This is a genomic window from Streptomyces lasalocidi, from assembly GCF_005280215.1.
Lineage (GTDB): Bacteria > Actinomycetota > Actinomycetes > Streptomycetales > Streptomycetaceae > Streptomyces > Streptomyces longwoodensis.
This window is the reverse complement of record NZ_SZNQ01000001.1, coordinates 6067073-6092731: the sequence shown is the minus strand read 5'-3', so window position 1 is coordinate 6092731 and position 25659 is coordinate 6067073. Positions and strand designations below refer to the sequence as shown.

The window sequence follows — 25659 nt, the reverse complement described above, 5'->3', positions numbered from 1 at the left end:
CGGCAGGTGATCGGCGGGACGCCGTCTAGGGGGTCCCGGGAAGGCAGCCCTCCAGGGTGAGCAGCCGGACCTTGCGCTCCAGGCCGCCCGCGTAGCCGGTCAGGGAGCCGTCGGCGCCGATCACCCGGTGGCAGGGCCGCAGGACGAGCAGCGGGTTGGCGCCGATCGCCCCGCCGACGGCGCGGACGGCGGCCCGGGGCGCCCCGATCCGCGCCGCGATCTCGCCGTAGGAGGTGGTCGCCCCGTACGGCACGTCGTCCAGGGCGGCCCACACGCGCTCCCGGAAGGCGGTGCCCTCGGCGCGCAGCGGCAGCCGGAACTCCTTCAGCTCGCCGGCGAAGTAGGCGGCCAGCTGCTCGGCGGCCTCCCGGAACGGGCCGGTGTCCTCGCGCCAGTCGGCGCGCATCTCGCGCCCGTTCTTCTGCCCGGGCACGGACAGCGAGGTCAGCGCGCCGTCGGGTCCGGCGGTCAGCAGGAGCGGCCCGAGCGGGCTCGGCACGTGGGTGGCGTAGGTCGGGTCGGTCATCACGGCTCCATTGTCTCGGCGCGCAGGTGGTGCAGGGCGTAGGTGCGCCAGGGGCGCCAGGTGTCGGGGACGTCCGCGCCGGGCGGCGCGACGTCGGGGTCGCCGAGGGCCCGCGCGCGGATCGCGGCGACCGTGCCGGCGTCGAGTCCGGGCAGGGCCAGCAGGGTGCGTTCGGCGTCGTCCCGGTCGGTGCCCGCGTCGAGCCGCAGGTGGCCGTCGGCGAGCGCGGCGGTCAGGGCGCCCAGCGGGCCGCGCGGTGCGGCGCCCGCCAGGACGGCGGGTTCGGGGAAGAGGTGGGTGAGGGTGCCGCAGGGCGCGTCGAGCGCCTTGCCGCACGTCCGCACCAGACGGGCGGCCGCGTCCCGTCCGACCAGGGCGCGGACGGCGTACTCCTCCGCGTCGGCGGCGCCGGGGGCGCGCAGTCCTGGCCGGGCGGCGACCAGTGGGCCGAGCCGGGTGTCGGCGCCGAGGCGCTCGTCGACGGCGTAGGGGTCGGCGTCCAGGTCGAACAGCCGCCGCAGCCGCTGCACCGCGGTGGTCAGGTCGCGCGGGTCGGTGAGGTGCAGCCGGGCCTGCAGCCAGCCACCCGGGTGCGTGGCGGCCCCGGAGACGCCCTCGGTGCGCTCGTCGACGGCGACGATGCCGATGCCGTACGGCAGCCGCAGCGTCCGCCGGTAGGTGCGGGCGCCCGGCGCTCCCGCGACCTCCTCGACCCCGGCGACGGCCTCCCGCTCCAGCAGGTCGAACACGGACCGCGCGTGGTACGGCCCGCGGTGGGCGAGCCGCAGCGGTATTCCGGCGGTCGGCGGCGCGGTGCGCCGGGAGGGCCGGTCGGCCCGCGGGGCGGCCGCCCGCAGCGCGGTCGGTGTGGCCGCGTAGACCGCGCGCACCGTGTCGTTGAACTGGCGCACGCTCGCGAACCCGGACGCGAACGCGATCTCGGTGACCGGCAGGGGTGTGGTCTGCAGCAGCACGCGCGCGGTGTGCGCGCGCTGCGCCCGGGCCAGGGCGACGGGTCCGGCGCCGAGTTCGGCGGTCAGCTGCCGCTGCACCTGCCGGGCGCTGTACCCGAGCCGGTCGGCGAGCCCGGCGACGCCCTCGCGGTCGACCACGCCGTCGCCGATGAGGCGCATGGCGCGGCCGACGACGTCGGCGCGGACGTTCCAGTCCGCGGAGCCGGGCACCGCGTCCGGCCGGCACCGCCGGCAGGCCCGGAACCCCGAGGCCTGCGCGGCGGCGGCCGTGGCGAAGAACCGCACGTTGCGCCGCTTGGGCGTCACGGCGGGGCAGCTCGGCCGGCAGTAGATCCCGGTCGTGGTGACCGCGAAGAAGAACTCCCCGTCGAAGCGGGCGTCCCTGCTGCGTACGGCCTCGTACCTGGTGTCCTCGTCATCCGTCACGGGACCCAGTCTTCGCCGCTCGCGGACCTCCTGCTAGCGGAAATCGGACGTGGGCGTGACGGGCGCCGCAGTGCGGGTCACCGCTGCCGCCCCCGCTTGGCGTCCATCATGGCCTTGCCCAGGGCGCCCCGGCGCTTCCACTCGCGCTTCATCTCGGCGCGCGCCCGCGCGTCGGTCTTGGCGACGATCCACTGGTTCTCGCGCACCAGCTTGCGATAGCTCTCCAGCCGCCGCGGGGGCAGTGCGCCCGCCTCGACGGCCCCGAGCACCGCGCAGCCGGGTTCGTTCTCGTGCGCGCAGTCGTGGAAGCGGCAGTCCCGGGCGAGGTCCTCGATCTCGGCGAACACCTGCCCGACGCCGGTCCCGGCGTCCCACAGGCCGACGCCGCGCAGACCCGGCGTGTCGATGAGGACTCCGCCGCTGGGCAGGGCGAGCAGGTTGCGGGTGGTGGTGGTGTGCCGGCCCTTGCCGTCCGCGTCCCGGGTGGCCTGTACGTCCATGACGGCGTCGCCGACGAGCGCGTTGGCGAGGGTGGACTTGCCGGCGCCGGACGTCCCGAGCAGCACCGTGGTGCCCCGCCCGAGGAGCGCGGTGAGCTCGGCGAGGCCGTCGCCGTGCAGGGCGCTGACGGTGAGCACGGGCACGCCGGGCGCGGTGGTCTCCACGTCCTCCACGAGGTACGACAGCCCCGTCGGGTCGGGCACCAGGTCGGCCTTGGTCAGCACGACCACGGGCTGCGCCCCGGACTCCCAGGCGAGCGCCAGGAACCGTTCGATGCGGCCGAGGTCGAGTTCCACGGCCAGGGAGACGGCGACCACGGCGTGGTCGACGTTGGCGGCGAGGACCTGCGCCTCGGACCGCTTGGAGGAGGTGGAGCGCAGGAAGGCGGTACGGCGCGGCAGCAGCGTCCGTACGTAGCGCGGGTCGGCGCCCGCGGGGTCGACGGCGGCCCAGTCGCCGGTGCACACGACCTTCGCGGGGTCGCGGGGCACCACGAACTCGGTGTCGGCGCGGACGACGCCCTCGGGCGTCACGAGGTCGCACATCCCGCGGTCGACGCGCACGACGCGCCCGGGGACCAGTCCTTCGGCGGCGTACGGCGCGAACGCCGCGTCCCAGCCGTCGTCCCAGCCGTACGGGGTCAGCGGCGACGGGGAGGAGAAGGAAGAGGAAGAGGCGGAGGAAGAAGAGGAGGACGAAGAGGAGAGCGAGGAAGACAAGGGGGACCCTTCACGGGTGCGGTCCCGGCGGCGCGCTCGGGGCGCGCGGAAGCTGACGTGGTCAGCCGGTGACCGCGGAGGTGGACGGAGTGGGCTTCTGTGCGTGGGCAGCACGCATCGCAAGGACAGCCATCGGTCGACACCTCCCGTCTCGTCTCGTCCGGCTCTCGGACACCGGTCACCCTAGGCGCGGGCGGTCCGCCCGCGCCACCGCTTTTTTCCTTCCGTTCTCCTCAGGTCAGGCTGCACGCCCGGCCGTTGAGGGCGATGTCCCGCGGCTCGGTGTTGTGGTCCTGCCAGGACGCGAGGAAACCGAAGGACAGGGTGCCGTCGGGGGCGACGGTGCGGTTGTAGTCGGCGGCCGTGGCGGTGACGCGGGAGCCGTTCTGGGCGACGCTCGCGTCCCACATCTGCGTGACCCGCTGGCCGTCCCGGAAGGTCCAGGCGACGCTCCAGTGGTCCAGGGCCTCGGCGGTGGTGACGGTGATGGTGGCCTGGAAGCCGTCGGGCCACTGGTTGACCAGGTCGTAGTGGGCGGAGCAGACCGCCTCCTCGGGGGTGCCGCCGGCGCCGGCCGCGGTGGCCTCGGAGGTGCCCTGCGGCTCCGGGTCGGGGCGGTCCTCGTCGCGCGCCGTGGCCGGGGAGGTCCGGTGGGCGGGGGCGGGGGCCGACCGTTCGGGCGCGGTGGAGCGGGGCGGCGACGTGGTCCCGCGGGCGGGTGGCGCGGCGGAGACGTCGCCGGCCACCGGGCTGGGGTCGGTGGGGCCGCCCTTGGCGCTGTCACCGCCGTCGCCGGACGGCAGCAGCGTGACGGCGAGCGCGATCAGGGAGATGAGCGCGGCGCCCGCGAGCAGCCCGTGGCGCAGCAGCCGGGCCCGGCCCGCGGCGGCCTTCGCGGCCTCGGCGTCGGGGTCGGCCGCGGCGGGGCGTCCGGCGCCCAGGCGCACCTCGGCGGCCCGGCGGCGGCGCTCCAGGTAGGCGAGCCCGCCCCAGCCGATGACGCCCTGGGCCAGGGCGGCGGGCAGTCCCCCGCCGTGCAGGCGCAGACAGGCGGCGGCCTCCGCGCACTCCTGGCAGGTGGCCAGGTGGCGGGAGAGGTCCCCGGGGGTGTCGGCGACCGGCGAGCGGGTGACCGCGTCCAGCAGGCGGACGTAGCTGCGGCACTCCGCGTCCATCGGCGTGTCGAGGTGGTTGCGGTGGCAGCGGTCGCGGAACAGCCCGCGCACCTCGTCCAGTTCCTGCGCCGCGGCCGCGGGGTCCAGGCCCTGGCGGCGGGCGACGGCGCGCAGCGGCAGGGCCTCGACCTCGGCCAGCCACAGCAGGGCGGCGTCCGGTTCCTGCATGTCGCGCAGTCCGCGCAGCGCGATGGGGCGGCGCAGGGGCGGCCCGGTGTAGCGGGCGGCCTTGTCGGAGTTGAGCCACAGGCGCAGGTCGGGGTCGAGCTTGTGGCCCTGGCCCTGGGCCTCCCAGGCGGCGGCCGTGGTGCGCACGGCGGTCAGCAGCAGCGGGATCCGGGGCAGCCGGGGCGCGCGGCGGCCGGTGCCGCGGCGAGAGCCGTCCTCGGCGGCGCGGGCCTCCCGTATGCCGAGTGCGAAGGCCTCGCGGGCCAGTTGGTGGGCCGCGGTCGAGCCGGACGTGCACAGGTCGGCGTACGACAGGACGGCGTCCCAGCACTCGGAGAACAGCGCGGCCTCGGCGTCGTCCTTCGGGGTCGGCAGGTCGGGCATGGGTCTCCTGCATTCAAATGCGAGGTCAACTCACCATGTCGGCAAAGGAGTTGGGGGGAACCTCGCCGCAGGGGCAGAGCTTTTCACGACTTCCGCACAACTGACAAGCGCCGTGTTCACATCTCGTAGTCACGGGCTCGCCGGCCGTGGCCGCACCGACGGGGCGCCCGGCCCCCGTGCTGCGGGCCGGTTCCTCTCGGTTCCGGCCCAGAGTACGGACGCGGGCGCCCTGTGGCTCAGTCTTCGGCACTTTCGGCCCAGTGGTCCCTCCGGTCACACGGGCCGCGCGGTGGGGCTCAGCCGGCGGACACGGACGTGGTTCCCGCCGCCGGGGTCCCCGCCGCCCCGGTCCCCTCGTCGGGCTGCTCCCGGGCGGGGAGGCTGTCCATGAAGGAGCTGACGGAGAAGACGGCGCGGCCGGGTCCGGGCGGGCCGTAGCCGGGGGGCGAGGCGAGCCCGAAGTCGTCCATGGTCTGCCGGTAGGCCTGCAGCAGCCGGATGTGGTACTCCAGCGGCGCGCCCTGCGGGTTGGCCTTGCCGAGCGGGGTCGTCGGCTCCGGGCACCAGGTGGTGAAGCGGGGCGTGATGCCGTGCGACATGAAGAAGCGCAGGCCCTCGGTGGTGGAGGCGATGGCCTCGTCGACCGTCTTGAAGCCGAAGGGCTCGGCCATCTCGACGCCCGCCACGAAGTTCGGGATGACGTTGCGCGCGCCGAAGACGTCCGCCGAGTCGAGGATGCGCCGGTGCCACTCGTCGCGCCCGACGTACCGCTCCTTGCCGGGGCAGTACATCTTGAACAGGTACTCGTCCCACACCTCGAAGTTGGGGTGGTAGATCTGCACGCCGTAGTCCTTGAACCGCTGGACGTCGGCCTTGGGCAGCGCCTGGGCGACGACCTTGCCGATCCACCGCCCCGGGAAGCGCTCCTCGATGGCCTTGGCGTAGTGGCCGTAGAAGTCGGCCTCGTCCCGGCCGGAGACGGTCCTGGTGATGGCGCCGCCGGTCAGCGTGTAGGCGGTGGAGGCCTTCTGGGTGTCGTAGCGGTCGATGATCTCCAGGGCCTCCAGCACCTCCTCGACGTCCTTGACGCCCGTGTAGGGCCGCCCGGCCGCCTTGTGCTGGCGCCAGTTGTGGTTGATGTCGCAGTACTGGCACTCCTCCTTGGCGCCGAAGTACTGGCAGACCCGGAACACCGTGAGGTAGATCAGGTAGCCCCACTGGATGGTGGGGGCCACCTCCATCACGGACTTCCCGTTGGACAGGGTGTGCCGGTAGTACTCCGGCATGGGCGGCACGCCGACGTCGGCGATGCGCCGCCCGTCGAGGTACAGGCCGAGCACGCCCTCGTCGTCCGCGGCCACCCGGTACGGCGAGGCCGGGTTCACCCGCACCGAGACCACCGTGCGGCGCAGGTCGTAGGGGCCGCCGGTGAGGATGATCTCCTCGGGCGGGCGGCGCAGCGCGGCCTCGCCCAGCTCGGGCAGCGTCCCGTGGTCGAAGGAGAAGATGAAGTACGACTTCGGCTTGACCTCGCCGTCCTCGTTGTCGCTCAGGGCCGACGGGTCGAAGGCCACTCCTCCCCGCAGCAGGTCCTCCTTGAAGACGGCTTCCCGCGGAACGTGCGGGAACCGCTCCATCAGATCCTCGACCAGCGCGGTACGGCTGCCCATCCCGTGTCTCCTCCCGGTTCGGACGTACGACTCCTCACGGTATGCCCCCGCGTGGGCCGTGGTGGTACCGGGTCCCCCCGTGGGCCGCCCCGAGCGGGTGGCGTCCGTCACCCCAGGTAGGCGGGGGCGACCGCGGAGGCCATCAGCCGGCGGGCGGTGCCGGTGCCGTCGGCGGGGACGGTCCACAGGTCGGAGCCGTAGTCGCCGGGCAGGGCGTAGACCAGGGTGGCCGGGTCGGCCCACAGCGCCTGGTCGTCGACGTCGCGCCGTTCCGCCGTCGCGGTCTCCCGCATCGTGCGCAGGTCCAGGACGTACAGCCGCCAGGGTGCGTCGGCCGGGGCCCCCGGCACGCGCTTCTTGTACGCGATCCGGGTGCCGTCCGGCGACAGGGAGGGGCACTCCACGTTGGCGTGCAGGGTGGTGAGGGTGCGGGCGGCGACGTCGCCCCGGGCCAGGTAGGTGTGGCCCCCGGTCGCGAGGGTGGCGTAGAAGCGGGCGTCATCGGCGAAGGTCACGCCCCAGATGTTGACGTCCGCCGCGTGGTACGGCCGGCCGTCCTTGACGACGCGGAAGGTCTCCAGGTTGTCCTCGATCGCCCAGGTGCGGGTGTCGACGAGGGCGGTGCGGGTGGAGAAGTCCGTCCCCGCGTAGGAGTCGCCGCTGACGAAGACCGTCCAGGCGACCAGGTGCCCGGAGGGCGAGACCCGGGCCCGGGTGGGGATGCCCGCCGCGGGGAAGCGGTGCCGCTCGCGCAGGTGCGCGTCGAGCACGACCGCCCGGTAGGTGTCCTCCAGCGCGCCGTGCACGGCCTGGAGGCACACGGCGGTGCCGGCCGCCGCGTGGAAGCGCAGGCACTTCACGCCGGACGCGGTGCGCGGGCCGTCCGGGTCGCCCGCGGGTACGGCGGCGATCTCGTCGCGGTGCGGCCCCCAGGCGAGGTTGCGCACCAGCAGGGTGCGGCCGTCCGCCGGGCGCAGCGAGACGTCGCCGGTGCGCACGGCCGGGCCGTCCGCCTGCTGCTCGTCGCGCTGCCCGGCCCGGTGGGCGGCGTGCAGCACCGCCCCGGTCCCGACGGCCCCGAGCAGCAGGACGGCGGTCAGCAGGATCACCAGGCGGGCGGTCCGGGTCATGCGGGCACCTCGTCGGCGGGACGCAGCAGGAACGAGACCGCCACGGCCGCCACGGCGAGCCCGGCGGCGGTGACGGCGAGGGCGCGCTGCCCGCCCCACAGGCTCCAGGCCGCGCCGAAGGCCAGCGAGCAGACGAACCGGGCGAGCGCCTGGCCGGTGCCCACCAGCGCCTGGCCTGCGCCCTGGTGGCGGGCGGGGACGGCCGCGGCGGTGGCGGCGGCGAGCACCCCGTCGGTGGCCGCGTAGAACGTGCCGTGCAGCAGGAGGACGGCGCACACGGCCGGTGCGCCGTGCCACGGGGAGAGCACCAGGCCGTAGGCGAGCAGCAGGACGCCGTGGCCGGCGAGGAAGAGGCGGCGGCGCCCGACGCGGTCGGCGAGCGCGCCGAGCGGGACGGCGAGCAGCAGGAAGACGGCGGCGGTGCCGAGCGGCAGCAGCGGGAACAGGTGGGCGGGCAGGTCCCCCGCGCGCTGGAGCAGCAGGTACAGGAAGGCGTCGCTGACGGTGGTGAGGCCCAGCAGGGACGCGCACGCGGTGAGGCGGCGCACCGGGCGGCGGCGCAGCAGCCCGAACGCCTCGCGCAGGGTCGGCGGCGCGGCCGCGGGCCCGTCCGGCGCCGGTCCCCCGGCGGGGTAGGGGGTGATCCGGCGCGGCACGAACAGCACCAGGAGCAGGACGCCCAGCGCGGCCACGCAGCCGCTGACCACGAACACCGCGTCGTAGCCGTCGACGGTGGCGCGCAGGACGGCGAAGGCGACGAGCGGGCCGAGCAGCGCGCCGGTGGTGTCCATCGCCCGGTGCACGCCGAACGCCCGGCCCCGCCGCTCGGGCGCGGTGGCGAGGGAGATCATCGCGTCCCGGGGGGCGGTGCGCAGCCCCTTGCCGGTGCGGTCGACGGCGAGGACCGCGCCGAGCACGGGCAGGGTGTGGGCGAGCAGCAGCAGCGGCTTGCACAGGGCCGACAGGCCGTAGCCGACGCCGGCCACGGTCTTGTGGCCGCGGCCGCCCCGGTCCGCGAGGTGGCCGCCGGCCAGCCGCACCAGGGCCCCGACGCCGTTGTTGACGCCGTCGAGGAACCCGAAGCCGAGCGGGGACAGGCCGAGGCCCGCGACCACGTACAGCGGCAGTACGGCGGTGACCATCTCCGAGGAGACGTCCGTGACGAGGCTGACCGCCCCGAGGGCCAGCACGGTGCCGGGCACGGCGGCCGGCCGCCGCCCCGGACGGGCGTCCGGGGCGGCGGCGGGCCGGGTGGCGCGGGAGTCCGTGGAGCGGGAGTCCGCGAGGTACACCGGCGTCAGTTCCAGATGCCGGTGACGTCGGACGCGGAGGCGGCGTTGCCCGCGTGCGTGGTGATACCGGCCAGGTCCTCCAGCGTGCGCAGGACGTTGTAGTGGTTGTACGTGGTGGCGGTGGAGCTGCCCGGGGTCACGTGCTCGCCGTAGAAGAGGGTGGGGATGCGGTTGCCGGACAGCTTGTTGTCCTCGTCGAAGGTGACGGCGAGGACGCTGTTGTGGGTCTTGGCCCAGGTGGCGTAGGCGCCCAGGTTGTTCTTGACCCAGGTGTCGCCGGTGGAGACCGAGCAGTCGTGCATGTCGTTGCACAGGTTCGGCACGACGAACGACACCTTCGGCAGGGTGGTGTAGTCGGCCGGGAACTGCGCGAAGGTCTTCGCGGTGCTGACCGGCACGTTGGAGAAGCCGAACCAGGGGTTGTGCTTCTGCGCGTAGTTGCCGCTGCTGCAGGTGGTCGAGCCCTGGCTGGGCAGCGACTCGTTGTAGCTCGCCCAGGTCTTGCCGGCGGCGATCAGCTCCGAGGCGAGGTTGGGCTTGCTGATCGAGCCGACCGCCACGCAGCTGTCGTCGGTGCGGCCCTGGTTGGAGCCGGAGAACAGCATGTAGTAGTTCGGCTCGCTGGGGTGGGTCAGGCCGTAGGACTGGGTGAGGTTCGCGCCGCCGGCCTTGAGGGTGTTGTTGAGGTAGGGCGCGCTGGAGCTGCCGATCACCTGGGAGTAGGCGTGGTTCTCCAGGACGACGACCACCACGTGGTCGGGCGTCGGCAGGCCGGCGGCCTGGGCGGGTGCGCCGGTGGCGGCCCACAGGCCGATCGACGCGCCGGTGAGGGCGAGCGCACCGGCGAGGGCGGACAGGGGACGTCGGGGGGTGCGCTGGGAAGCCTTGACGGCGGCCATGACTGTCCTCCGGACAGGGGTGACGGACGTACCGCGGGCGGGGAAGCGCCGTAACCCTAGGGTTCCCCGGCCGAGCCCCGGTGAAGAGCAGGCGAACGGCGGGCCCCGCCCGGCAAAGGTCCCCCCAAGGCCGTCCCAAGGGCGTCCACAGGAACCCACGCCGGGTGGTGTCCCGGCGGCTCGGGCCCCGCCGGGTGGTGTCCCGGCGGCTCGGACCCCCGCCAGGCCGTGTCCGGGCGGCTCGGGCCGTCGGATAGGTTCCGAGGGGGACCTCCACGTCCCCCGGGCAGGGAAGGACATGCAATGGCCGAGACGGTGACCAACTGGGCGGGCAACATCACCTACGCAGCCGGGGAGCTGCACCGCCCGCGTTCCCTGGACGCGCTGCGGGCCCTGGTGGCGGACGGCTCCCGGGTGCGGGTGCTGGGCAGCGGCCACTCCTTCAACCGGATCGCCGAGCCCGGCCCGGACGGGGTGCTGCTCGCGCTGGACGCGCTGCCCCTGGAGGCGGACGTCGACACCGCGGCCCGTACCGTCCGGGTCGGCGGCGGGGTCCGCTACGCGGAGCTGGCCCGCCGGGTGCACGACTACGGGCTCGCCCTGCCCAACATGGCGTCCCTGCCGCACATCTCGGTGGCCGGCTCGGTGGCCACCGGCACGCACGGCTCGGGCGTGGCCAACGGCTCCCTCGCCGCCCCCGTGCGGGAGGTGGAGATCGTGACGGCCGACGGGGAGCTGGTGCGGATCGCGCGCGGCGACGCGCGGTTCGGCGGGGCGGTCACCTCGCTCGGCGCGCTCGGTGTCGTCACCGCGCTCACCCTGGACCTGGAGCCCGCCTACGAGGTCGAGCAGCACACGTTCACCGAACTGCCGCTGGAGGGGCTGGACTACGAGACGGTCGCCGCGGCCGCCTACAGCGTCAGCCTGTTCACGGACTGGCGGGCGCCGGGCTTCCGCCAGGTGTGGCTGAAGCGGCGCACCGACCAGCCGCTGCGCGCCTTCCCGTGGGCCACGCCCGCGACGCACGCCCTGCACCCGGTGCCGGGCATGCCGGCGGAGAACTGCACCGAGCAGTTCGGGGTGCCCGGTCCGTGGCACGAGCGACTGCCGCACTTCCGGGCGGAGTTCACCCCGAGCAGCGGGGCGGAGCTGCAGAGCGAGTACCTGATGGACCGCTCGTCGGCCACCGAGGCGCTGCACGCGATCGACCGCATACGGCAGACCGTCGCCCCGGTGCTGCAGACCTGCGAGGTGCGGACGATCGCCGCCGACGACCAGTGGCTGAGCCCCGCCCACGGCCGTGACTCCGTCGCCCTGCACTTCACCTGGATCGCGGACACGCAGGCCGTGCTGCCGGCGGTGCGGGCGGTGGAGGAGGCACTGGCCCCCTTCGCGGCGCGTCCGCACTGGGGCAAGGTTTTCACGGTGCCGGCGCCGGCCGTCCGTGAACTGTACGCGCGCATGGGCGACTTCGCCGGTCTCGTCCGGGAGCTGGACCCGGCGGGCAAGTTCATCAACGCCTTCGTGCGTGGCCTCCTCGACGGCTGACGGACCGGTTCGGCACCGGGGTGCCACACTTCGTCCAGCCCTTTTCCCACCGCTTGTCGCATCTTTGGCGCACGTCATAGCCTGACGCGGCGCCGGAGCGACGAGGCCCGGCCCGGGCAGGGCAGGGGGCACCCCGGTGAAGCGCACCTCGCGTGACATCCGCACCGCGAACCGCTACGAGGTGCTGCGCCAGATCATTGCCCGTTCGCCCACCTCCCGCCAGGAGCTGGCGGCCGCCACCGGCCTCAGCCTCGCCACGGTCGCCACCCTCGTCGGCGAACTGCTCGGCCTGCGGATGATCACGGAGGTCGGCTTCGAGGACTCGGCCGGCGGCCGCCCCCGGGGGCTGGTCGCCGTCCACCCCTCCGGCGGGGCGCTGATCGGCGTCGACATCGCGGAGACCTACGTCCGCGTCGAGCTGTTCGACCTCGCGCTGAACGTGCTGGCCCGGGCCGACGAGGACGTCAGCCCCGGCGAGAGCCTGCCGGGGCAGGTGGTCGGTCACGTCGCGGCCGCCGTCGGCTCGGTGGTCGCCCGGGCCGGGGTCGGGGGCGGGCGGGTGCTCGGCGTCGGGGTGAGCGTGCCGGGCCAGGTCGACCGTTCGACGGGGCGCGCCGCGTACGCGCCCAACTGGGGACTGGCACGACGTGCCGTTGCTGGACCTGCTGACCGAGCACATCGCCCACCCGCTGTACCTGGACAACCCGTTGCGGGCGAGCGCGGTGGCCGAGCTGTGGTTCGGGGCGGCCCGCGGGCGCGGGGACGCGGTGGTGGTCAACCTCGGCACCGGCGTGGGCGCGGGACTGGTCCTCGGCGGCGCACTGCACCGGGGCGTCAGCAACAGCGCCGGGGAGTGGGGCCACACCACGATCGTGCTGGACGGGCGGCCGTGCCGCTGCGGCGGACGGGGCTGCGTGGAGGCGTACGTCGGGGCGTCGGGGATCATGCGGACGCTGCGGGAGCTGAGCCCCGGCAGCGGGCTGCTGCACCCCCGGGACCAGACGGCGACGATCGCGGCGCTGGGCCGGGGGGTGCGCGAGCGGGACCCGGTGGCGCTCGAGGTGGTCCGCGACACCGTCCGGCACCTCGCCGCCGGGATCGCCAACCTGGTCAACCTGTTCAACCCCGAGGTCGTGGTGCTCAGCAGCTGGGTCGCCGCCGCCCTCGGCGAGCCCCTGCTGCACGAGGTGCGCACGGCCGTGGCCCGGCACGCGCTGGAACGGCCGCTGGCCGCCACCGAGATCGTCCTCTCCCCCATCCCCACCGACCCGGTGTGCCTGGGCGCGGCGACGTTCGCGCTGGAAGGGGCGCTCCGGTCGGCCGGGCGGCGGACCGGCCGGCGCGCGGCGCACGGCGCCGTCACGCCGCCCTGAGGTGCCGTCCCGAACAGCCGTGCGACCGTGGGGCAGGATGGGCCGCATGAACGACCCCTTCGACGTGACGCCCCGGCCGGTCGAGCCCGGCGAGTACCCGGTGTGGGACGAGGCGCTGGCCCTCGTCAACGGCGACCTGGCCGCGACGCTCCCCGAGCGCGCACCGCTGCGGCTGGTGGCACTGCCCGGCTGGGAGGAGGACGAGGACCCGCACGAGCACGTCCACGTGGCCCTGCCCGACGGCACCTGGTGGGGCAACCACCTCCCGGACGGCTCCGACGCCGACCCGGTCTCCGCGTTGTTCGCCGTCGCCGGTGCCGCGCAGGACACCGTCAGCGAACGCCTGTGGCAGGCCTGGCCGGTGTGCACCGAGCACACCTTCGGGATGCATCTGCGCGAGGAGGACGAGCGGCCCGTGTGGTGGTGCCCGCAGGACCATGTGCGGGCGCCGGTCGGGGCGTTGGGCACCGTGCAGCGTCCGCCGGGCTCCCGCGGCGCGCGGCGGGCGTGAACCGGTCGGGGCTCTCGCTCAGTGGTCGGCGCAGCAGGGCGTGGGGTCGGGCACCTCGAACGGCACGAGCGTGCCGCCCGCGGCCGGCATGCAGACCAGCACCAGGGCACCGTCCTGCCACTGCGGCCGGACGTGATCGCGCGTCAGAAGGGTTGCCCCTGCTGCGGGTTCACCGGGCGCGCCGAGCACGGTGACCCGGTCGATCGCCGAGGTCGCCAGCACGTCCCCGACCGTCGTCGTGCCGGTGAGCGCGGCGGCGCCGGGAAACAGCACCGCACGGCCCACGGCGTCGGGACGGCCGTACGCCGTCCCGTGCGCGGCCAGGCGGTCCCGTACGGCGGTCACCTCCGCGTCCGTCGGCAGGGCCAGCGACACCGCGACGCGCGGCCGGTCGTCCCGCACCAGGTGCGTGCAGCCGAACGTGCCCTCGGGGAGGGCGAGTTCGGCCGCCAGCGACAGGAGCAGGTGATCGGCCGCGCGCAGGTCCCGCAGCCCCGGGTCCAGGGTGACGACGCGGGGTGTCACGAGGGCAGGACCCACACCGGGTTGGCGTAGAACCACAGGTCGCGCCACGTGGTGTCTTCGACACAATCCAGAAGACCTGGAGTTGCGTTGGAACCACAGGCAACCTGCCTAGATGTCGCGCTTGAGCGGCTGGGAAATCGTGCCATCAAGGAAGTGACCTTTCAGAACTATCTCAGGACTCTGAGGCTGCTTGGGCTTGAAGACGTGCCCTTCAAGGAAGCTACGGTTCGGTTCCTGGCTAACCGCCTCAACACTGTCCTCAACCCTGGAACGAGGCGTAAACACGCCATCAACATCAGGGGTGCGCTGGGCGTCGCAGTTCCTTGCCCTCGGGCTCAGAGGCGAGAGTATGACCTTCCTGAACTCAAGGAAGTGCATGAGGCATTCGCTAACACCAATTGGCGTATGCACGCCTTCTCAATGCTCTATGCAGGCTTGAGGCTTGGCGAGTCATGCGTAAAGCAGCCCATCAAAGGGACTGTCCTAACGGTCGATAGACAAAGACTTCTAGACAAGACTGTAGCCGCACCTAAGACCACCGGCCCTGTTCATGTTCCTCAGTGGTTTGCTGAGGAGTATGCAGCCTATGACGATTTCGACCGGCACCAAACAACAGTCTACAAGGGAATCAAGGCAGCAAGCAGAAGGGCAGGACTAGACATCAACCCACACTCGCTCAGGCATCAGTTTGGTACTGAGCTAGTCAAGGCGGGGGCTTCACCAGAAGTGCTACGGCGACAGATGAGGCATCAAGACGTAACAGTCAGCCTTCAGTTCTACGTAGAGACCAAAGCCTCTGACATCGCTGATGTGATGGCTAGGTTCGGAGAGAGCTAGAGTAGCCCCAGAAACGACAGAAACCCCCTTCTCAGGCTCTAGGAGTCTAGGAAGGGGGTTTCGTATGCCTGAAAGCTTAGAAGGGCTCTCAGGGCTTTTGGGTCCTGTACTTGGACCAGTCGGGCTCAGGAGTGACGCTGATGAACTCAAGGTTCACATAGATGTCGCAGTCTTCCTTGACCCTCACTGCTTGTTCTTCTGTCAGGTTGTCCTTAGTGATGGTCTTACCGTTCCCTGTGTCCTTGTACTTGGCTGTGTACTTAGTCATGAGAACACTCTATCACTGCCGGGCCGTTTTCACAGACGGTTCTTCAAGACGATTGGCCTAGAGCCAATGACTAGGTAACCCATCACGTGACACCAGGCAATGAAGGCTGATGACATAACTCCGGTGCCTAGAGGCAGTCCGATGACGTTGGTCAAGAAGACGAAAGCCCACACAAGGAAGCCTAGGAAGAGACCTAGCTTAGATGTGCAGGGGTTAGACCTGATAGCCCCGTGCGTCATTAGAAGGCCAGCAAGCATAGAGAAGACTCCCCAGACTGGCTCAGGAGCTAGATAGGTCATGAACTCTGCTACTCGGCCGGTAGTTGGACCACCAAAGGGCAGACAGAGGATGAGCCCCCAACCGAGAGACAAGACTCCCAGACTCAATACATAGACGTTCATCATCCTTGTGAGTAGGAACGTTACTAGTTTGTTGGACATTAACGGTTTCTCCTTCCGATTAGATTGGTCGGAACGTTGAATTAAGAGGGTGCTAACAAGAAGAGCCCCCGGCAATCCTTAGCGAAGGAAAACCGGGGGTCACAGCTAGTCGCTTACTGGCCTGACTGAGGCTTTAGAACATCATTCATGCATCCGTGGCTAGCAATAAGGGCATTTCTTACCGCTACTTCCTCTTCAGCCTTGAAGGCTCTTGCTCTCCACTTCTCGTTCTCAGCTTCTAGTTCATCTACCCTAGCTTGTAGGTCCTTGATGTCCTGTCTCAGCTCATTACGTAGTTCGGAGGCAATGTCAGCCTTAACCTTGCCTCTGCCCAATAGATATTCAAGAATCTTGATTCCAGTACCGCCCAGAAGGGTACCGGCAAAGGCTAGCCAAGGTCCGGGGATAGCGCTTAGAAAGTCTAGCAGTGTAATCACCCTCTTCAGTTTTTTATGCGTTTCCTCTCTTGTGGAGAGAGCCGGGCCTTTTGAGACCCGGCCAGTTTTCCTCTACGGTCAGGTAAGAGGAATGTTCTCTGTTGCGTCAAAGAAACGAACAGCCGTAATGTTCAGGTCGTCTACGTTCTTTGAAGTAAGAAGAGCATTGAGGGCGTCTGCAATGCCGTTGGCTACAGCATCCTCAATCTCTCCTCTAGTGATAGGCACATTAGGTTCAAGGTCATTGACATCAAACGCCACTCCCAGGGAAGCAGTGTCGTATGTCCTGTATGTTGCCTTAACTAGATACTCTGCCATTAGATGGCCTCCTTAATTGTTAGACAGAATCACTTCTCATAAGTGATTCTCAACTGAGCAGTGGAAGCGAAATAGCCATACTCGGCTAGCGTTCCACCACTTGACCTACCAAGAGTGATTCCCTTAGCGGTACCGCTCTTGAGGTCTGTTCCAAAGGCAGAGCTAAGGGTTACCCACTTAGCCTGTCCATAGGTGAAGGCAGTTGACTGCCTTGCAAAGGTACCCGTCGTAGAGCTAGAGCCGGTTGGCTGGCTAACATCTGCGTGAGTACCAATAATCGCGTTACCACCACTGTTTGAATAGAAGTGGTTGTTATCAAGGTAAAGCTCTACCTTCTGGACTGTCGCTCCTGTGAGGTCAGTCTGAATGGTGGTTGGGAATCCATACTTTGAGTAGTTGTTTCCTTGAACACCAGGAGTGTAGTTACCCTGATAGCACTTGCCGTCTGTGCGCTTACCGTTGTTGGCGGACCATGAGGCACCCCAAGTTGACGCATAAGTCTTGGTGTACGTCGTTGGAGAAGGAGCCACATAGTTGGTAATGCTTGTTGTTGGAGCATAGAAAACATTACCGCCAAGGTCTTCTACGACGATTCTGGTGTTGGCAGTAGCCTCAAGGCGAGGAGTGTTACCTAGACCAGAGTTGATGCTTGTATACACAGCAAGAGAAAGGTCTTGCCCTAGGTTGGCATCAGGTGGTGTGAAGTCATGGCTTGAAGTCCAGACATCATCAGAAGCCGTTGCGTTATAGCTAGCTCCACGCATATAGGTGTGAATGAGAGTGTCTGCGCTTGTAGCTGTACCGCCATACTTGGCATAGACGTTCACAACCATCTGAGTAGGTGAGCTAGAACCAGAGCCACGGTCAAAGCAGAAGTTATCGAGAATGATTCGATAGTTACGGGCTTCAACGGCGGGAATGCTGATTCTAGTGACCAAATACTCAACACCGGTTGCCGGATAAGTGAAGGCACCTGATAGCGGGTGAGCCTTCAAAACTCCCTTAGGCAGTTTGTTTACAAGGGTCTGGAAGTCTTCTCCATCTACGAAGATGTCATTGACGCTGATGGATTGAAACTTAGCGTCTCCTGTAGGGCTGATAGAGAAGAGGTCATTACCGATAGTCGCACTACGAAGGTAAGCAGAACCATCAGCCTGGAAAGACCATCCAGTGATGCCAGTCTCAGGGTCATTCACGTAGTTAGCTGACTGAGCTGTCTTACCAATCAAAGCGTTAACGTCCAGCTTTGACGCCGTGACTTCTCCAGCGAGAATCTTTGAAGCCGTTACAGCGTTAGCCGCTAGCTCATTAGACGTTACTGATAGAGCCGCCAACTTAGCTGTAGTGATTGCGTTAGCTGCAATGTCACCAGTCTGAATAGCACCAGCAGCGATGTTACCCGCTTGAATAGCACCGGCCGCAATCTTGCCAGCCGTTACCGCATTGGCAGCCAACTCATTAGCTCCAATTGAGCCAGCCAGAATCTTTCCAGCAGTCACAGAGTTAGAGGCTAGCTCTGTAGACGTAATCGTTCCCGCAGCAATCTTTCCGGCCGTAACCGCGTTGGCCGCTAGCTGAGTAGCACCAACAGCCCCGGCAACAATGTTTCCTGCTGTGACTGAGTTAGCCGCTAGCTCATTGGCAGTGACTACGCCAGTCCTAAGAGCCTCAATGGTTACTGAGTCAACCTGCATGATGGCTGTGTTGTCTCTTGCCGTGTAGTTGAACAACAGCCAAGGAGCGATGTAACGAACGTTGTTGTGAACCGCGAATGGGTTCTGAATGTCGTTAGCAGGACCACCAGGAGCAGGGTTAGTACGTCCCTTGAGGTAACCCGTATAGGTCACCCAACCATCAGCAGTACCAAGAGGCTGCAAGAGAGCCGCTGGGTAATACATAGAAGTCATGAGGTTCGCACCATCACGGTTAACGTAAGTGGTCTTGTCGCCTGCATAACCAATGACACCTAGGTAGATGTTGTCTGGGCCTCCAGAAGGCTGCACAGTGGCTCTTACGCGCACTGAGACGCGATAGATGGTGTTGGGGTCATAGGCAATCAGGTTCTTGCCTAGAGCAGTCACATAGCCCTTTGCCTGACCCACGTTTCCACCTACTTGAGCTGAGCCGGTGTTGACGATGCTCCACGTTGCACCTGTGCCGGTTGTAATGGTCCAAGCGTCAGAGGAGTCAAAGTCATCCGTCCAACGCTGCATAACAGTGGTGTTGAGTGAAGGAGTGAGGTTGTTAGGGTCTACAGCTCCATCAGCAATAGCAGCGTTAGTGACTGCATCAGCAGCAATCTTTGCAGCATTGACCGCACCGTTAAGAAGCTCAGTGGCTCCAACGGCATCAGCCGCAATCTTGGCATTAGTAACAGCATCGTCGGCAAGCTGAGCCGCATTGACAGCGCCTAGAGCAAGCTCACTAGTACCAACAGCCTGAGCCGCTAGCTTTGCCGTAGTTACAGCGTCATCAGCCAACTTAAGCGTAGTGACGATGCCATCTAGAATGTCATCAGCAACTACGTTCTCAAGGTATTGCCCATCAATCACAGGCTCCTTGCCGTATACGTTCTTGACCATCCAAGTGCTGTTCTCAAGCTCAATGGTCACAGACTCTCTATCAGCCTCTTCCCTGATGCCTTCAGGAAGCCTGTCGTAGAGGCTGTGAGGGACGATGGCGGTAATAGACTCATCGAACCCATCAAGGACCACTACAGCTTGCTTCTCGTATGTCAGAGGAGAGATGTAGAGAGGAACGGCATCATCAAAGTCAGCCGCTAGAGGTGAGGCAAGGGAGAGAGTGTCTGCCTCCATGTCAGCACTCACGTAAGCGTAAGTCTGACCATCCATAATGAAAGAGCCGCCCTCTTCGTTGAAGTCAGCGGCATCCATAATCTTTAGAGTTGTCGCGCCTGTTAGGTGGTCTCCATCTAGGTAAGAGCCTAGATTCACCAGCCTAACGTCATGCACGTATCCTTCTTCAATCATAGTTCCTGTTGTTGCTCCTTAGTTATTTCTTCTTCTTTGGTGTCCATCTCCAGACATTCCCACGGACAGAAAGCCGCTTGTTATAGCCAACACTCATTGGAGTGTCTCCTACTACTAGAGGGATGCTGAACTGATAAAGCCTGAATGTTGTTGCGTACTCATCAGTCTGGATACGCACTAGGTCACCCGGCTCAAGGTGAGGGATAGGCATTGCATCAAACTTGACATCTACTGTCTGTAGAAGCCTGTCGTTTAGAACCGTGCCAGCCTTCTGCTCAGCCTCAGCGTTAGAACGAATGGAGTCGTCCTCAATGACCTCTAGGAGGTAACGAGGGACACCGTTTCTACCAAGCCGTGCAGGGCTTAGGGGATGCATCTTGTCAGCGGCTACAAAGACGCTCACAGCAGTCTTGGCACCCTTAGGCACTCCACCCTTGACTAGAACGGCGTTCTTCATCTCAGTGCTGTCATAGCTAATCTGAGGGGTTGAGAGGACTGTTCCTCCATCCTCAGACTTGAACGTGAAAACCGGTGTTCCTGGAAGGCTACGCATCTTGCAATAGCCTCTACCGTCATAGAACAACTGACGAGACATGCCGCTAGCGAGACTCTTAGCCGCATCCCAAGGGATTGACTCTCTACCAAGTGAGTAGTCAGCAGACAGTTTGTTGGCTACCTCAGGGAAGTCAAACTTGTTCTCTCCTGTTAGGTCAGCAAGGATGTCCTTGATGACATTTCCCTTGTTGGTGTTCTTCTTACGAGTGAACGTCCTCCATGCGGCTCCCTTGGCTAGGTTTTCCTTACCCTGTGCTTCTAGGCTGATTACTGAGTCACTTCTGTCCATACTGACTACCGGCCCGCAAAAGACAGGGATATCAACCCAAGCGTTCATCTGAGGGACCTTGACTGAGTAGACAACCCTAATCATTCGGTCCATATAGATAGCTCCCTCATCCGCTGAGTCAGACTCAAAAGAAAGGGTTCTATCAGGGTCAAGAAGCTGAATGGTGCAGTTCCTTGTCACGTCTGCTGTGTAATCAACGTTTACTTGACCTTCTAGCAGCCTGTTTGAAAGGTCTGCCACTCTCGCCCCTGAGAGAGTCAATAGCTGAACAGTGACGTGAACTGAGTGGGAACCAGCAAGGGTGGTGTGTAGCCACCCTTGCTGAGTCGCCGTGAGTCCAAGAGGAATCACATTTCCGCCTGGAAAGGCACTTCTTGTGCCCAGAATTCAAATGAGACCTTCTTAATGGTCTCTCGCGTTGGTAGAGGGGCTACTACCACGTTTCCAATTACTACCTTCATAGAAATGTCAGACAGAGCAAGTGTGTAGGTCTTGCCGGGGCGAGACTTCAACTTCCAAATGTCTTCCTCCTGTTCTTGAATAGTTCCTAGGCTGTCTGGGGTTTCTGCAATCCTTCCGGACAGAGAACCCTCATAGCCTCTTAGTGCTTGTGTTACTCGTACAGACTTTGTGCCGCCTAGAGGTGAGAAGATGCCAGCCTCTTCACCCATGTTCCAAGTGCCTTCATCAGCGTCAAGAATCTGAACGTAGATGTCCTCATCAGGGTCCATTAGCCAGATACCAACGGTCTTAGGTGTGATGGTTACTGTTGGGCTACCTGATGAAGTCTTGCCATTGACTACCGCATCAACTGAGTAGGTGTGTGTCCTGCCAGGAGAAGCGTCGTAATCCACGTACTCATACGTTGTGCCGGATACAAGAGCATCTACAGGCTCTAGGTAAGCCTTGATGATTTCCCCATCACGTCTGACCACAAAGGAGTCGGGAGCTAGTGACCTCTGCCATGTCAAGGTGACGACAGGCTTTGGATACTGGAGAGTCGCTGTAAGGCTTGTAACCGGGTCTGTAGTGGCGTCATAGGCGTAAGAGACTGTCTTAGCCGCAGCAATCCAAGCAGTGTCACCAGGAGTGCTCTCACGGTTGTACGTGTCCCATACCCTTACCTCTAGGCCATAGTTGACGTTGTTGTACTTAATGACCCCGGCCGGAATTGTGTAGTCAGTGTCAGTGCTTGTGGTCTTTCCTGATGTGTGTAGCCAGTCGCCATTGTCATTCTTGACGATGACTTGCCATGCCGTCTGAGTACCACCAGTCAGAGACCAAATGATTGGTGGTGTTGGCTCATCAATCACATTGGCAGGCGGGTTAAGGATGGTCAGAGTTGGCTTGACTCGTCTTGTGAAAGACGTAGCGTCAGACCAAGCAGACCAAAGACCGGAGTCATCCTGAACCCTTACCCGCCAATAGATTGTCTGTCCATCAGAGAGACCAGCAAAGGCAGTGTCATTGAGGTCTAGCTGAGGGACAGAGGCAAGGACTGTTCCTGTATCAAAGGAAGGTGAGGTGAAGCTGTTAGTAGCGTTCATCTGCACCTGAAAGCCCTGCATAGTTGTAGAACCCTGAGCGTCTGTGAAGTCGAATCGCAACACAGGCTTAGCCAGTGCTGTAACTCGTCCTCCAGCAGGAGCCAACTGAGTTGGCTTACTTGGCTTCTCGATATAGACAACCTCAAGGGTTGGCTTTACAGAGCGGCCAGACACAGAGGCATTGGCTGAGTAGAACTGAGCAAAAGAGCTAGCGTTACTCGTCTCGATTCGCCATCCGAACCAAAGAGCCCCATCAGCAACAGCCTGCATGTGAGACGTAACGTCAAACTCCCAGACTGTGTACTGAGGGGACGTGCTCTTGGTTAGGGTTTTAGCGTCTGTGTTTGTCACAGCAGGCTTGTTGTTCCAAGTCACCTTGGTTGACATCCAACCCTGTGTAATCTTCTTGAGAGTGACTGTCCTAGAGGTTGACTCCGCATAACGTGTCGTCAAGCGAAGCTTAGCGCTAAGAATGGTTACTCCCTTTGGAAAGGGTTGAGCAAAGGTCAGATAGGCATAGCGAACCTTGCCAGTCAGGTTGGAAAACTCCAACTGAGTCGTACTAGCTAGATTGTCGCTTGGTCTATTCTGTCTTACCCATGTATCGATACCGTTTGTTACCTTGACAGGCGTAGAACTCACTTAGCCCATCCTCCTTCTGTATGTATTGAATTGCTCGTTAGCTGAGACTTCATCTCTTGCCACCGCGCGAATGTAACCGGTTCCCTTGTCCCAGTTAGTAATCTGCATCTCAAAGCTGCTTGGCATTGACTGAGAACTACCAGCGCTCTCAGCAAATGACTTGAACTGAGAGTGGTTGAATACCGCCTCAGGCTTTCTAGAAGCGTTGTAAGCGAGCATTCCCGGCTCTAGTACGCCCCCAGTGTCAAAGATGCTAGGGATAGGGTTGTCAGGCAAGAAGCGGTTAGGAATCTTGTCGTTAATCCACTGGACTACGCTGTTACCAATTGACTTGGCAGCGTCAAGACCGATGTCACCCCAGTCACCGAACTTGTTAAAGCCTGATGACCACTTACGGATGCTTGAGACGACTCCCTTGAGCTTCCCGAAGAGGCTTAGCCAAGAGCTGTTGTCTCCACCCTTACCGCCGTAGACAGAGAGATTTCCGAACTCAGCAAGTCGGTCCAGCAGACCCGGTAGGAGTGGTGGACGGGGACCGTAGTCACGGCCTCCTAGACCATCTCCACCGCTGTTGAAGGCTGCTAGCTGTCCCTGTCCCCTGGCTCCTGGGTCGAGTCGGGAGACTGAGTGCACGTGAGCCCCTGAGCCGGCCCGATGGGCACCAGCGATGTTTCTGGCCCAAGCAGCGAAGCCGACACGTCGTAGGTAGTACTGCTGCTGGAAGGAACCAGGAGCCGTGTCAACGACACCAGGACCAGCGTGAGACGTACCTGAGTAGGACGTACGAGGCTGCCATGAGCCCTGCATGACTCGGATGCGGCTACCTGAGAGCTGCTGGGCGAGAGATAGCTGAGCCGCTGTGATGCGGCTGATTGGCTCTCCATCCCAATAGACACGCTCGTCAGGGTTCTTAACGGCTCCACCCTTTGCGTAGTGCTGGGTTTCACCTAGAGACAGACGACCCTTCCTTACAGACTCACGTAGCTGATACATGGCCTTCTGACCACCAAGAGCGTTAACTTCCTTGGTTGTCCAGACGTGCTCACCAGGCATCAACATTGCGCTTACTGAGTCCTTGCCTCTGATGCCACCGCTTACGGCACCACCACGAGCAAACTTGATTGGAGAGGCAGCAGCAAGGCCCTTGACTCCTGGGATGAGGTTAATCATCTTTCGGATTCCCTTGTTGTAGACCCACTCAATCAGGAAGTTGATTGGCTTGGCTGCCATAGCCTTGAGGCTGTTCCAAATAGAGCCAATCCTGTCAATGCCTCTCTTGAATGCAGGAGCTACCGTGTTGCTGATGTAGTTCTTTAGAGCATTGAAGATAGGCTTGATGCCGTTAGTCCAGACACCAGTAACAGTGTTTCTGATGCCGCCCCAAGCAGTCTTTACGAACCCCCAGAATGCCTTGAGAGGGTTCCAAAGAAGGTTGGTGATTGCCCACTTCCACGCGTTAAAGACTGCCTTTACGAAGCCCCAATAGAGCTTGATAGCTGCCCAAACACCCGCGAAGACTGCACTTACTACCTTCCATAGACCCTGTAGGACAGGCCATAGAACGTTGACAATCATGAACTTCCAAGCTGAGAAGACCAGCTTGACTCCAGTCCACCAGATAGCAATAGCCGTGCCGATTGCTGAGAAGACAGGCTTTACTACGTTAGTCCAGAGCTGCTGAATGACTGGCCATAGAGTGTTCTTGATGAACCCCCAGAAAGCCATCAAGGCAGGCTGAATGTAGTTCGTCCAAGCACCGACGATGGCAGTTCTTACCGTTGCCCATACTTGATTGACGATGTTCCTAAAGGTCTCGCTGTTCTTGTAGGCAAGGATGAGTCCTCCTACAAGCAAGGTGAGACCTGCAATGACCAGACCTAGAGGTGAGGTCAAGAAGGCTGTGTTAAGAAGCCTCTGAGCGACAGCCCAACCTCTTGTAGCCGCAGCAGCAATCTTCTGACCAACTGCTACAAGGTTGATGTTCGTGATGAACTTTGCTAGGGCTAGAGCGTCTTGAGCTACCTTCACAGCCCAGACAGCCCCGCGATATGCGTAAGCAGCAGCAATGACACCAGCCAGGGAAGCGCCAAGAATCTTGAAGAATCCGGCGTTCTCCTTGATAAACCCGCCTAGCTGTGTAATGACAGGCAAGACGTTGTTACCAATGTACTCGACAAAGTTCTGCTTGAGCGTCCTGTAGAACGTCTGGAAGTTGCCTTGAGCATTGTCGTAGGCAGTCTTACCAGCCTTGTCTACCGCCCCAGAAACCTTGCCAACCTCAGCAGCAGCCTTAGAAAAGTCAGTGTTGAGGATTGCCTTGCTGTTGTCTTCCCATAGCGTACCGAAGAGACCAACAGCTACGTTGTTCTGCTTTACAGGGTCCTTGATAGCCTTAATCTTCTCAAGGATGGTGGATGTTGCCTTAGCGGCTGATGGACCACCCTTAGCAATGGCCTGAGCCATCTTGTCAGCGTTAAGACCTAGGTCCTTATAAGCCTGAACAGAGGTAGCAGAGCCGTCAATAGCTCTAATACCGAATTCCTTCCAAGCATCACCGATAACGTCAAGGTTCCTAGCTCCACCAGCAAGACCCTGCTTCATGATTCCAAGAGAGGTCTTAGCGTCTAGACCTAGCTTTCCTAGGTATGGTGAATACTCATTGAAGGTGTCTAGCAAATCCTGACTTGAGTTAAGGCCTAGCTGATTACCCTTCATGATGACGTCAAGGGCTTCCTTGTAACTACCGGCCAAACCAGACGTTACAAGCTGCTTAGCTGAGTTGGTAACGCTCGTAGCCTCTTCCTCGGTAAGACTAGAGATAGTCGCTACCTTGTTGGCCACGTCAGTTACAGCCGCCTTTGATGCATTACGCATCTCAGGGATACCGGCTAGAACGGCCTGAACCGTTAGCTGATTGTCTTCTACAGACTCACCAAAGCCCTGCTTATAGAGCTGTCCGGCAATGTTTCCAAACTTCTTCTGTTCTCCTGAGGTGAGTCCAAGCTGAGCCGCTAGCTTGTCGGCTGAGGCTTCCTGGCTAGCTCCCTCTAGAAGACCGGCAGAGACAGCAGCTCCAGCCGCTACAGCACCAGCCTTCATGGCGGTACCCATGGCTTCTCTGGTTCTGTCTAGACCCCTTGAGAAGGCTGCATGGAATCTTTGTCCGGCATCGCTACCGGCTCCCTGAGCCTGCTGAACACCACCGTTGAAGACACTTCTGAACCTCTGACCCACTCCCCTAAGACCACTAGAGAATTGAGTAGTGAAGTTATTACCTGCCTGCTGTCCCTGATTACCGGCAGTCTGAGCACCAGACTGCATCTGAGTGTGAATGGTCTGGCTTACATGCCCTAGACCAGAGTTAATACCGCTAGCTAGATGCTGACCCATTGCCTGACCAGCCTGACGAGCGTCTTGCTGTGCTTGGTTAAGCGCTGACCTAATACCGGCAGTTAGTTGATTAGTGCTTGGTAGCACTGAGATATACGCAGCACCAAGCTCAATGTTGGCCATAT

Annotated in this window: 19 protein-coding genes and 1 pseudogene; 4 read left to right on the top strand and 16 right to left on the bottom strand. The window is 64.0% G+C overall.

Annotated elements, in window-relative coordinates; all coding sequences use genetic code 11:
* Positions 1–25: 25 nt before the first annotated feature.
* The 8 genes from E4U91_RS27465 to E4U91_RS27430 all read right to left on the bottom strand — a co-directional run bounded on the left by E4U91_RS27465 (position 26) and on the right by E4U91_RS27430 (position 9864).
* On the bottom strand, positions 26–526 hold the full coding sequence (locus tag E4U91_RS27465; RefSeq protein WP_137309312.1) for a methylated-DNA--[protein]-cysteine S-methyltransferase: 501 nt from the start codon (positions 524–526) through the stop codon (positions 26–28).
* The gene (locus tag E4U91_RS27460; RefSeq protein WP_168218166.1) at positions 526–1926 is read right to left on the bottom strand and encodes a bifunctional transcriptional activator/DNA repair enzyme AdaA; all 1401 of its coding nucleotides are present in this window, start codon (positions 1924–1926) and stop codon (positions 526–528) included. The genes E4U91_RS27465 and E4U91_RS27460 overlap by 1 nt, the downstream gene beginning before the upstream one ends.
* Positions 1927–2003: 77 nt before the next feature.
* Positions 2004–3146, bottom strand: a complete 1143-nt coding sequence (gene rsgA / locus E4U91_RS27455; RefSeq protein WP_137309310.1) for a ribosome small subunit-dependent GTPase A — start codon at positions 3144–3146, stop codon at positions 2004–2006.
* A gap of 233 nt (positions 3147–3379) precedes the next feature.
* Entirely contained in the window at positions 3380–4873 is a 1494-nt protein-coding gene (locus E4U91_RS27450) for a cellulose-binding domain-containing protein (protein WP_137309309.1), read from the bottom strand.
* A gap of 296 nt (positions 4874–5169) precedes the next feature.
* A complete protein-coding gene (locus E4U91_RS27445; RefSeq protein WP_241678699.1) occupies positions 5170–6543 on the bottom strand; it encodes a radical SAM protein in 1374 nt (457 codons plus the stop codon).
* A 107-nt stretch (positions 6544–6650) separates the two neighbouring features.
* On the bottom strand, positions 6651–7673 hold the full coding sequence (locus E4U91_RS27440) for a TolB family protein (protein ID WP_137309308.1): 1023 nt from the start codon (positions 7671–7673) through the stop codon (positions 6651–6653).
* Positions 7670–8965, bottom strand: coding sequence for an MFS transporter (locus E4U91_RS27435; RefSeq protein ID WP_137309307.1), 1296 nt, complete (start codon positions 8963–8965; stop codon positions 7670–7672). Before E4U91_RS27435 ends, E4U91_RS27440 begins: the two co-directional genes overlap by 4 nt.
* Positions 8966–8970: 5 nt before the next feature.
* Positions 8971–9864 (bottom strand): alkaline phosphatase family protein, encoded by an 894-nt coding sequence (locus E4U91_RS27430; protein WP_137309306.1) that lies wholly within the window; start codon positions 9862–9864, stop codon positions 8971–8973.
* A 303-nt stretch (positions 9865–10167) separates the two neighbouring features.
* On the opposite strand from E4U91_RS27430, the gene E4U91_RS27425 reads away from it, so the two are divergent.
* The 3 genes and pseudogenes from E4U91_RS27425 (at position 10168) to E4U91_RS27415 (ending at position 13296) form a co-directional block, all read left to right on the top strand.
* Positions 10168–11412 (top strand): FAD-binding protein, encoded by a 1245-nt coding sequence (locus tag E4U91_RS27425; protein WP_137309305.1) that lies wholly within the window; start codon positions 10168–10170, stop codon positions 11410–11412.
* 136 nt (positions 11413–11548) lie between these two features.
* Positions 11549–12785 (top strand): annotated as a pseudogene (locus E4U91_RS27420) (ROK family protein).
* 46 nt (positions 12786–12831) lie between these two features.
* Positions 12832–13296, top strand: a complete 465-nt coding sequence (locus tag E4U91_RS27415; protein WP_241678698.1) for a hypothetical protein — start codon at positions 12832–12834, stop codon at positions 13294–13296.
* Positions 13297–13314: 18 nt separating this feature from the next.
* Here the strand turns inward: E4U91_RS27415 and E4U91_RS27410 are convergent, their stop codons facing one another.
* Positions 13315–13821, bottom strand: coding sequence for a hypothetical protein (locus tag E4U91_RS27410; protein ID WP_137309303.1), 507 nt, complete (start codon positions 13819–13821; stop codon positions 13315–13317).
* 87 nt (positions 13822–13908) lie between these two features.
* Between E4U91_RS27410 and E4U91_RS27405 the strand changes: the two genes are divergently transcribed.
* Positions 13909–14658 carry a site-specific integrase gene (locus E4U91_RS27405; RefSeq protein ID WP_137309302.1) on the top strand — a complete coding sequence of 250 codons (750 nt, stop codon included), beginning with the start codon at positions 13909–13911 and terminating at the stop codon, positions 14656–14658.
* A gap of 88 nt (positions 14659–14746) precedes the next feature.
* Here the strand turns inward: E4U91_RS27405 and E4U91_RS27400 are convergent, their stop codons facing one another.
* The 7 genes from E4U91_RS27400 to E4U91_RS27370 all read right to left on the bottom strand — a co-directional run bounded on the left by E4U91_RS27400 (position 14747) and on the right by E4U91_RS27370 (position 25657).
* On the bottom strand, positions 14747–14926 hold the full coding sequence (locus E4U91_RS27400) for a hypothetical protein (protein WP_137309301.1): 180 nt from the start codon (positions 14924–14926) through the stop codon (positions 14747–14749).
* A 553-nt stretch (positions 14927–15479) separates the two neighbouring features.
* The gene (locus tag E4U91_RS27395; RefSeq protein ID WP_137309300.1) at positions 15480–15803 is read right to left on the bottom strand and encodes a hypothetical protein; all 324 of its coding nucleotides are present in this window, start codon (positions 15801–15803) and stop codon (positions 15480–15482) included.
* Positions 15804–15881: 78 nt separating this feature from the next.
* On the bottom strand, positions 15882–16121 hold the full coding sequence (locus E4U91_RS27390; protein WP_137309299.1) for a hypothetical protein: 240 nt from the start codon (positions 16119–16121) through the stop codon (positions 15882–15884).
* Positions 16122–16150: 29 nt separating this feature from the next.
* The gene (locus tag E4U91_RS27385) at positions 16151–19015 is read right to left on the bottom strand and encodes a hypothetical protein (RefSeq protein ID WP_137309298.1); all 2865 of its coding nucleotides are present in this window, start codon (positions 19013–19015) and stop codon (positions 16151–16153) included.
* 118 nt (positions 19016–19133) lie between these two features.
* Positions 19134–20195 carry a hypothetical protein gene (locus tag E4U91_RS27380; protein ID WP_137309297.1) on the bottom strand — a complete coding sequence of 354 codons (1062 nt, stop codon included), beginning with the start codon at positions 20193–20195 and terminating at the stop codon, positions 19134–19136.
* A 107-nt stretch (positions 20196–20302) separates the two neighbouring features.
* Complete coding sequence (locus tag E4U91_RS27375) at positions 20303–22144, bottom strand: DNRLRE domain-containing protein (protein ID WP_137309296.1); 1842 nt, start codon at positions 22142–22144, stop codon at positions 20303–20305.
* Positions 22145–25657 (bottom strand): phage tail tape measure protein, encoded by a 3513-nt coding sequence (locus E4U91_RS27370; RefSeq protein ID WP_137309295.1) that lies wholly within the window; start codon positions 25655–25657, stop codon positions 22145–22147.
* Positions 25658–25659 lie beyond the last annotated feature (2 nt).

Bases quoted from the DNA above. Each gene is read 5' to 3' on its own strand.
- E4U91_RS27370 (WP_137309295.1), bottom strand. From the start codon at position 25,657: ATGGCCAACATTGAGCTTGGTGCTGCGTATATCTCAGTGCTACCAAGC.
- E4U91_RS27445 (WP_241678699.1), bottom strand. From the start codon at position 6,543: ATGGGCAGCCGTACCGCGCTGGTCGAGGATCTGATGGAGCGGTTCCCG.
- E4U91_RS27465 (WP_137309312.1), bottom strand. From the start codon at position 526: ATGACCGACCCGACCTACGCCACCCACGTGCCGAGCCCGCTCGGGCCG.
- E4U91_RS27440 (WP_137309308.1), bottom strand. From the start codon at position 7,673: ATGACCCGGACCGCCCGCCTGGTGATCCTGCTGACCGCCGTCCTGCTG.
- E4U91_RS27390 (WP_137309299.1), bottom strand. From the start codon at position 16,121: ATGGCAGAGTATCTAGTTAAGGCAACATACAGGACATACGACACTGCT.
- E4U91_RS27430 (WP_137309306.1), bottom strand. From the start codon at position 9,864: ATGGCCGCCGTCAAGGCTTCCCAGCGCACCCCCCGACGTCCCCTGTCC.
- E4U91_RS27400 (WP_137309301.1), bottom strand. From the start codon at position 14,926: ATGACTAAGTACACAGCCAAGTACAAGGACACAGGGAACGGTAAGACC.
- E4U91_RS27450 (WP_137309309.1), bottom strand. From the start codon at position 4,873: ATGCCCGACCTGCCGACCCCGAAGGACGACGCCGAGGCCGCGCTGTTC.
- E4U91_RS27425 (WP_137309305.1), top strand. From the start codon at position 10,168: ATGGCCGAGACGGTGACCAACTGGGCGGGCAACATCACCTACGCAGCC.
- E4U91_RS27385 (WP_137309298.1), bottom strand. From the start codon at position 19,015: ATGGATGCCGCTGACTTCAACGAAGAGGGCGGCTCTTTCATTATGGAT.
- E4U91_RS27415 (WP_241678698.1), top strand. From the start codon at position 12,832: ATGAACGACCCCTTCGACGTGACGCCCCGGCCGGTCGAGCCCGGCGAG.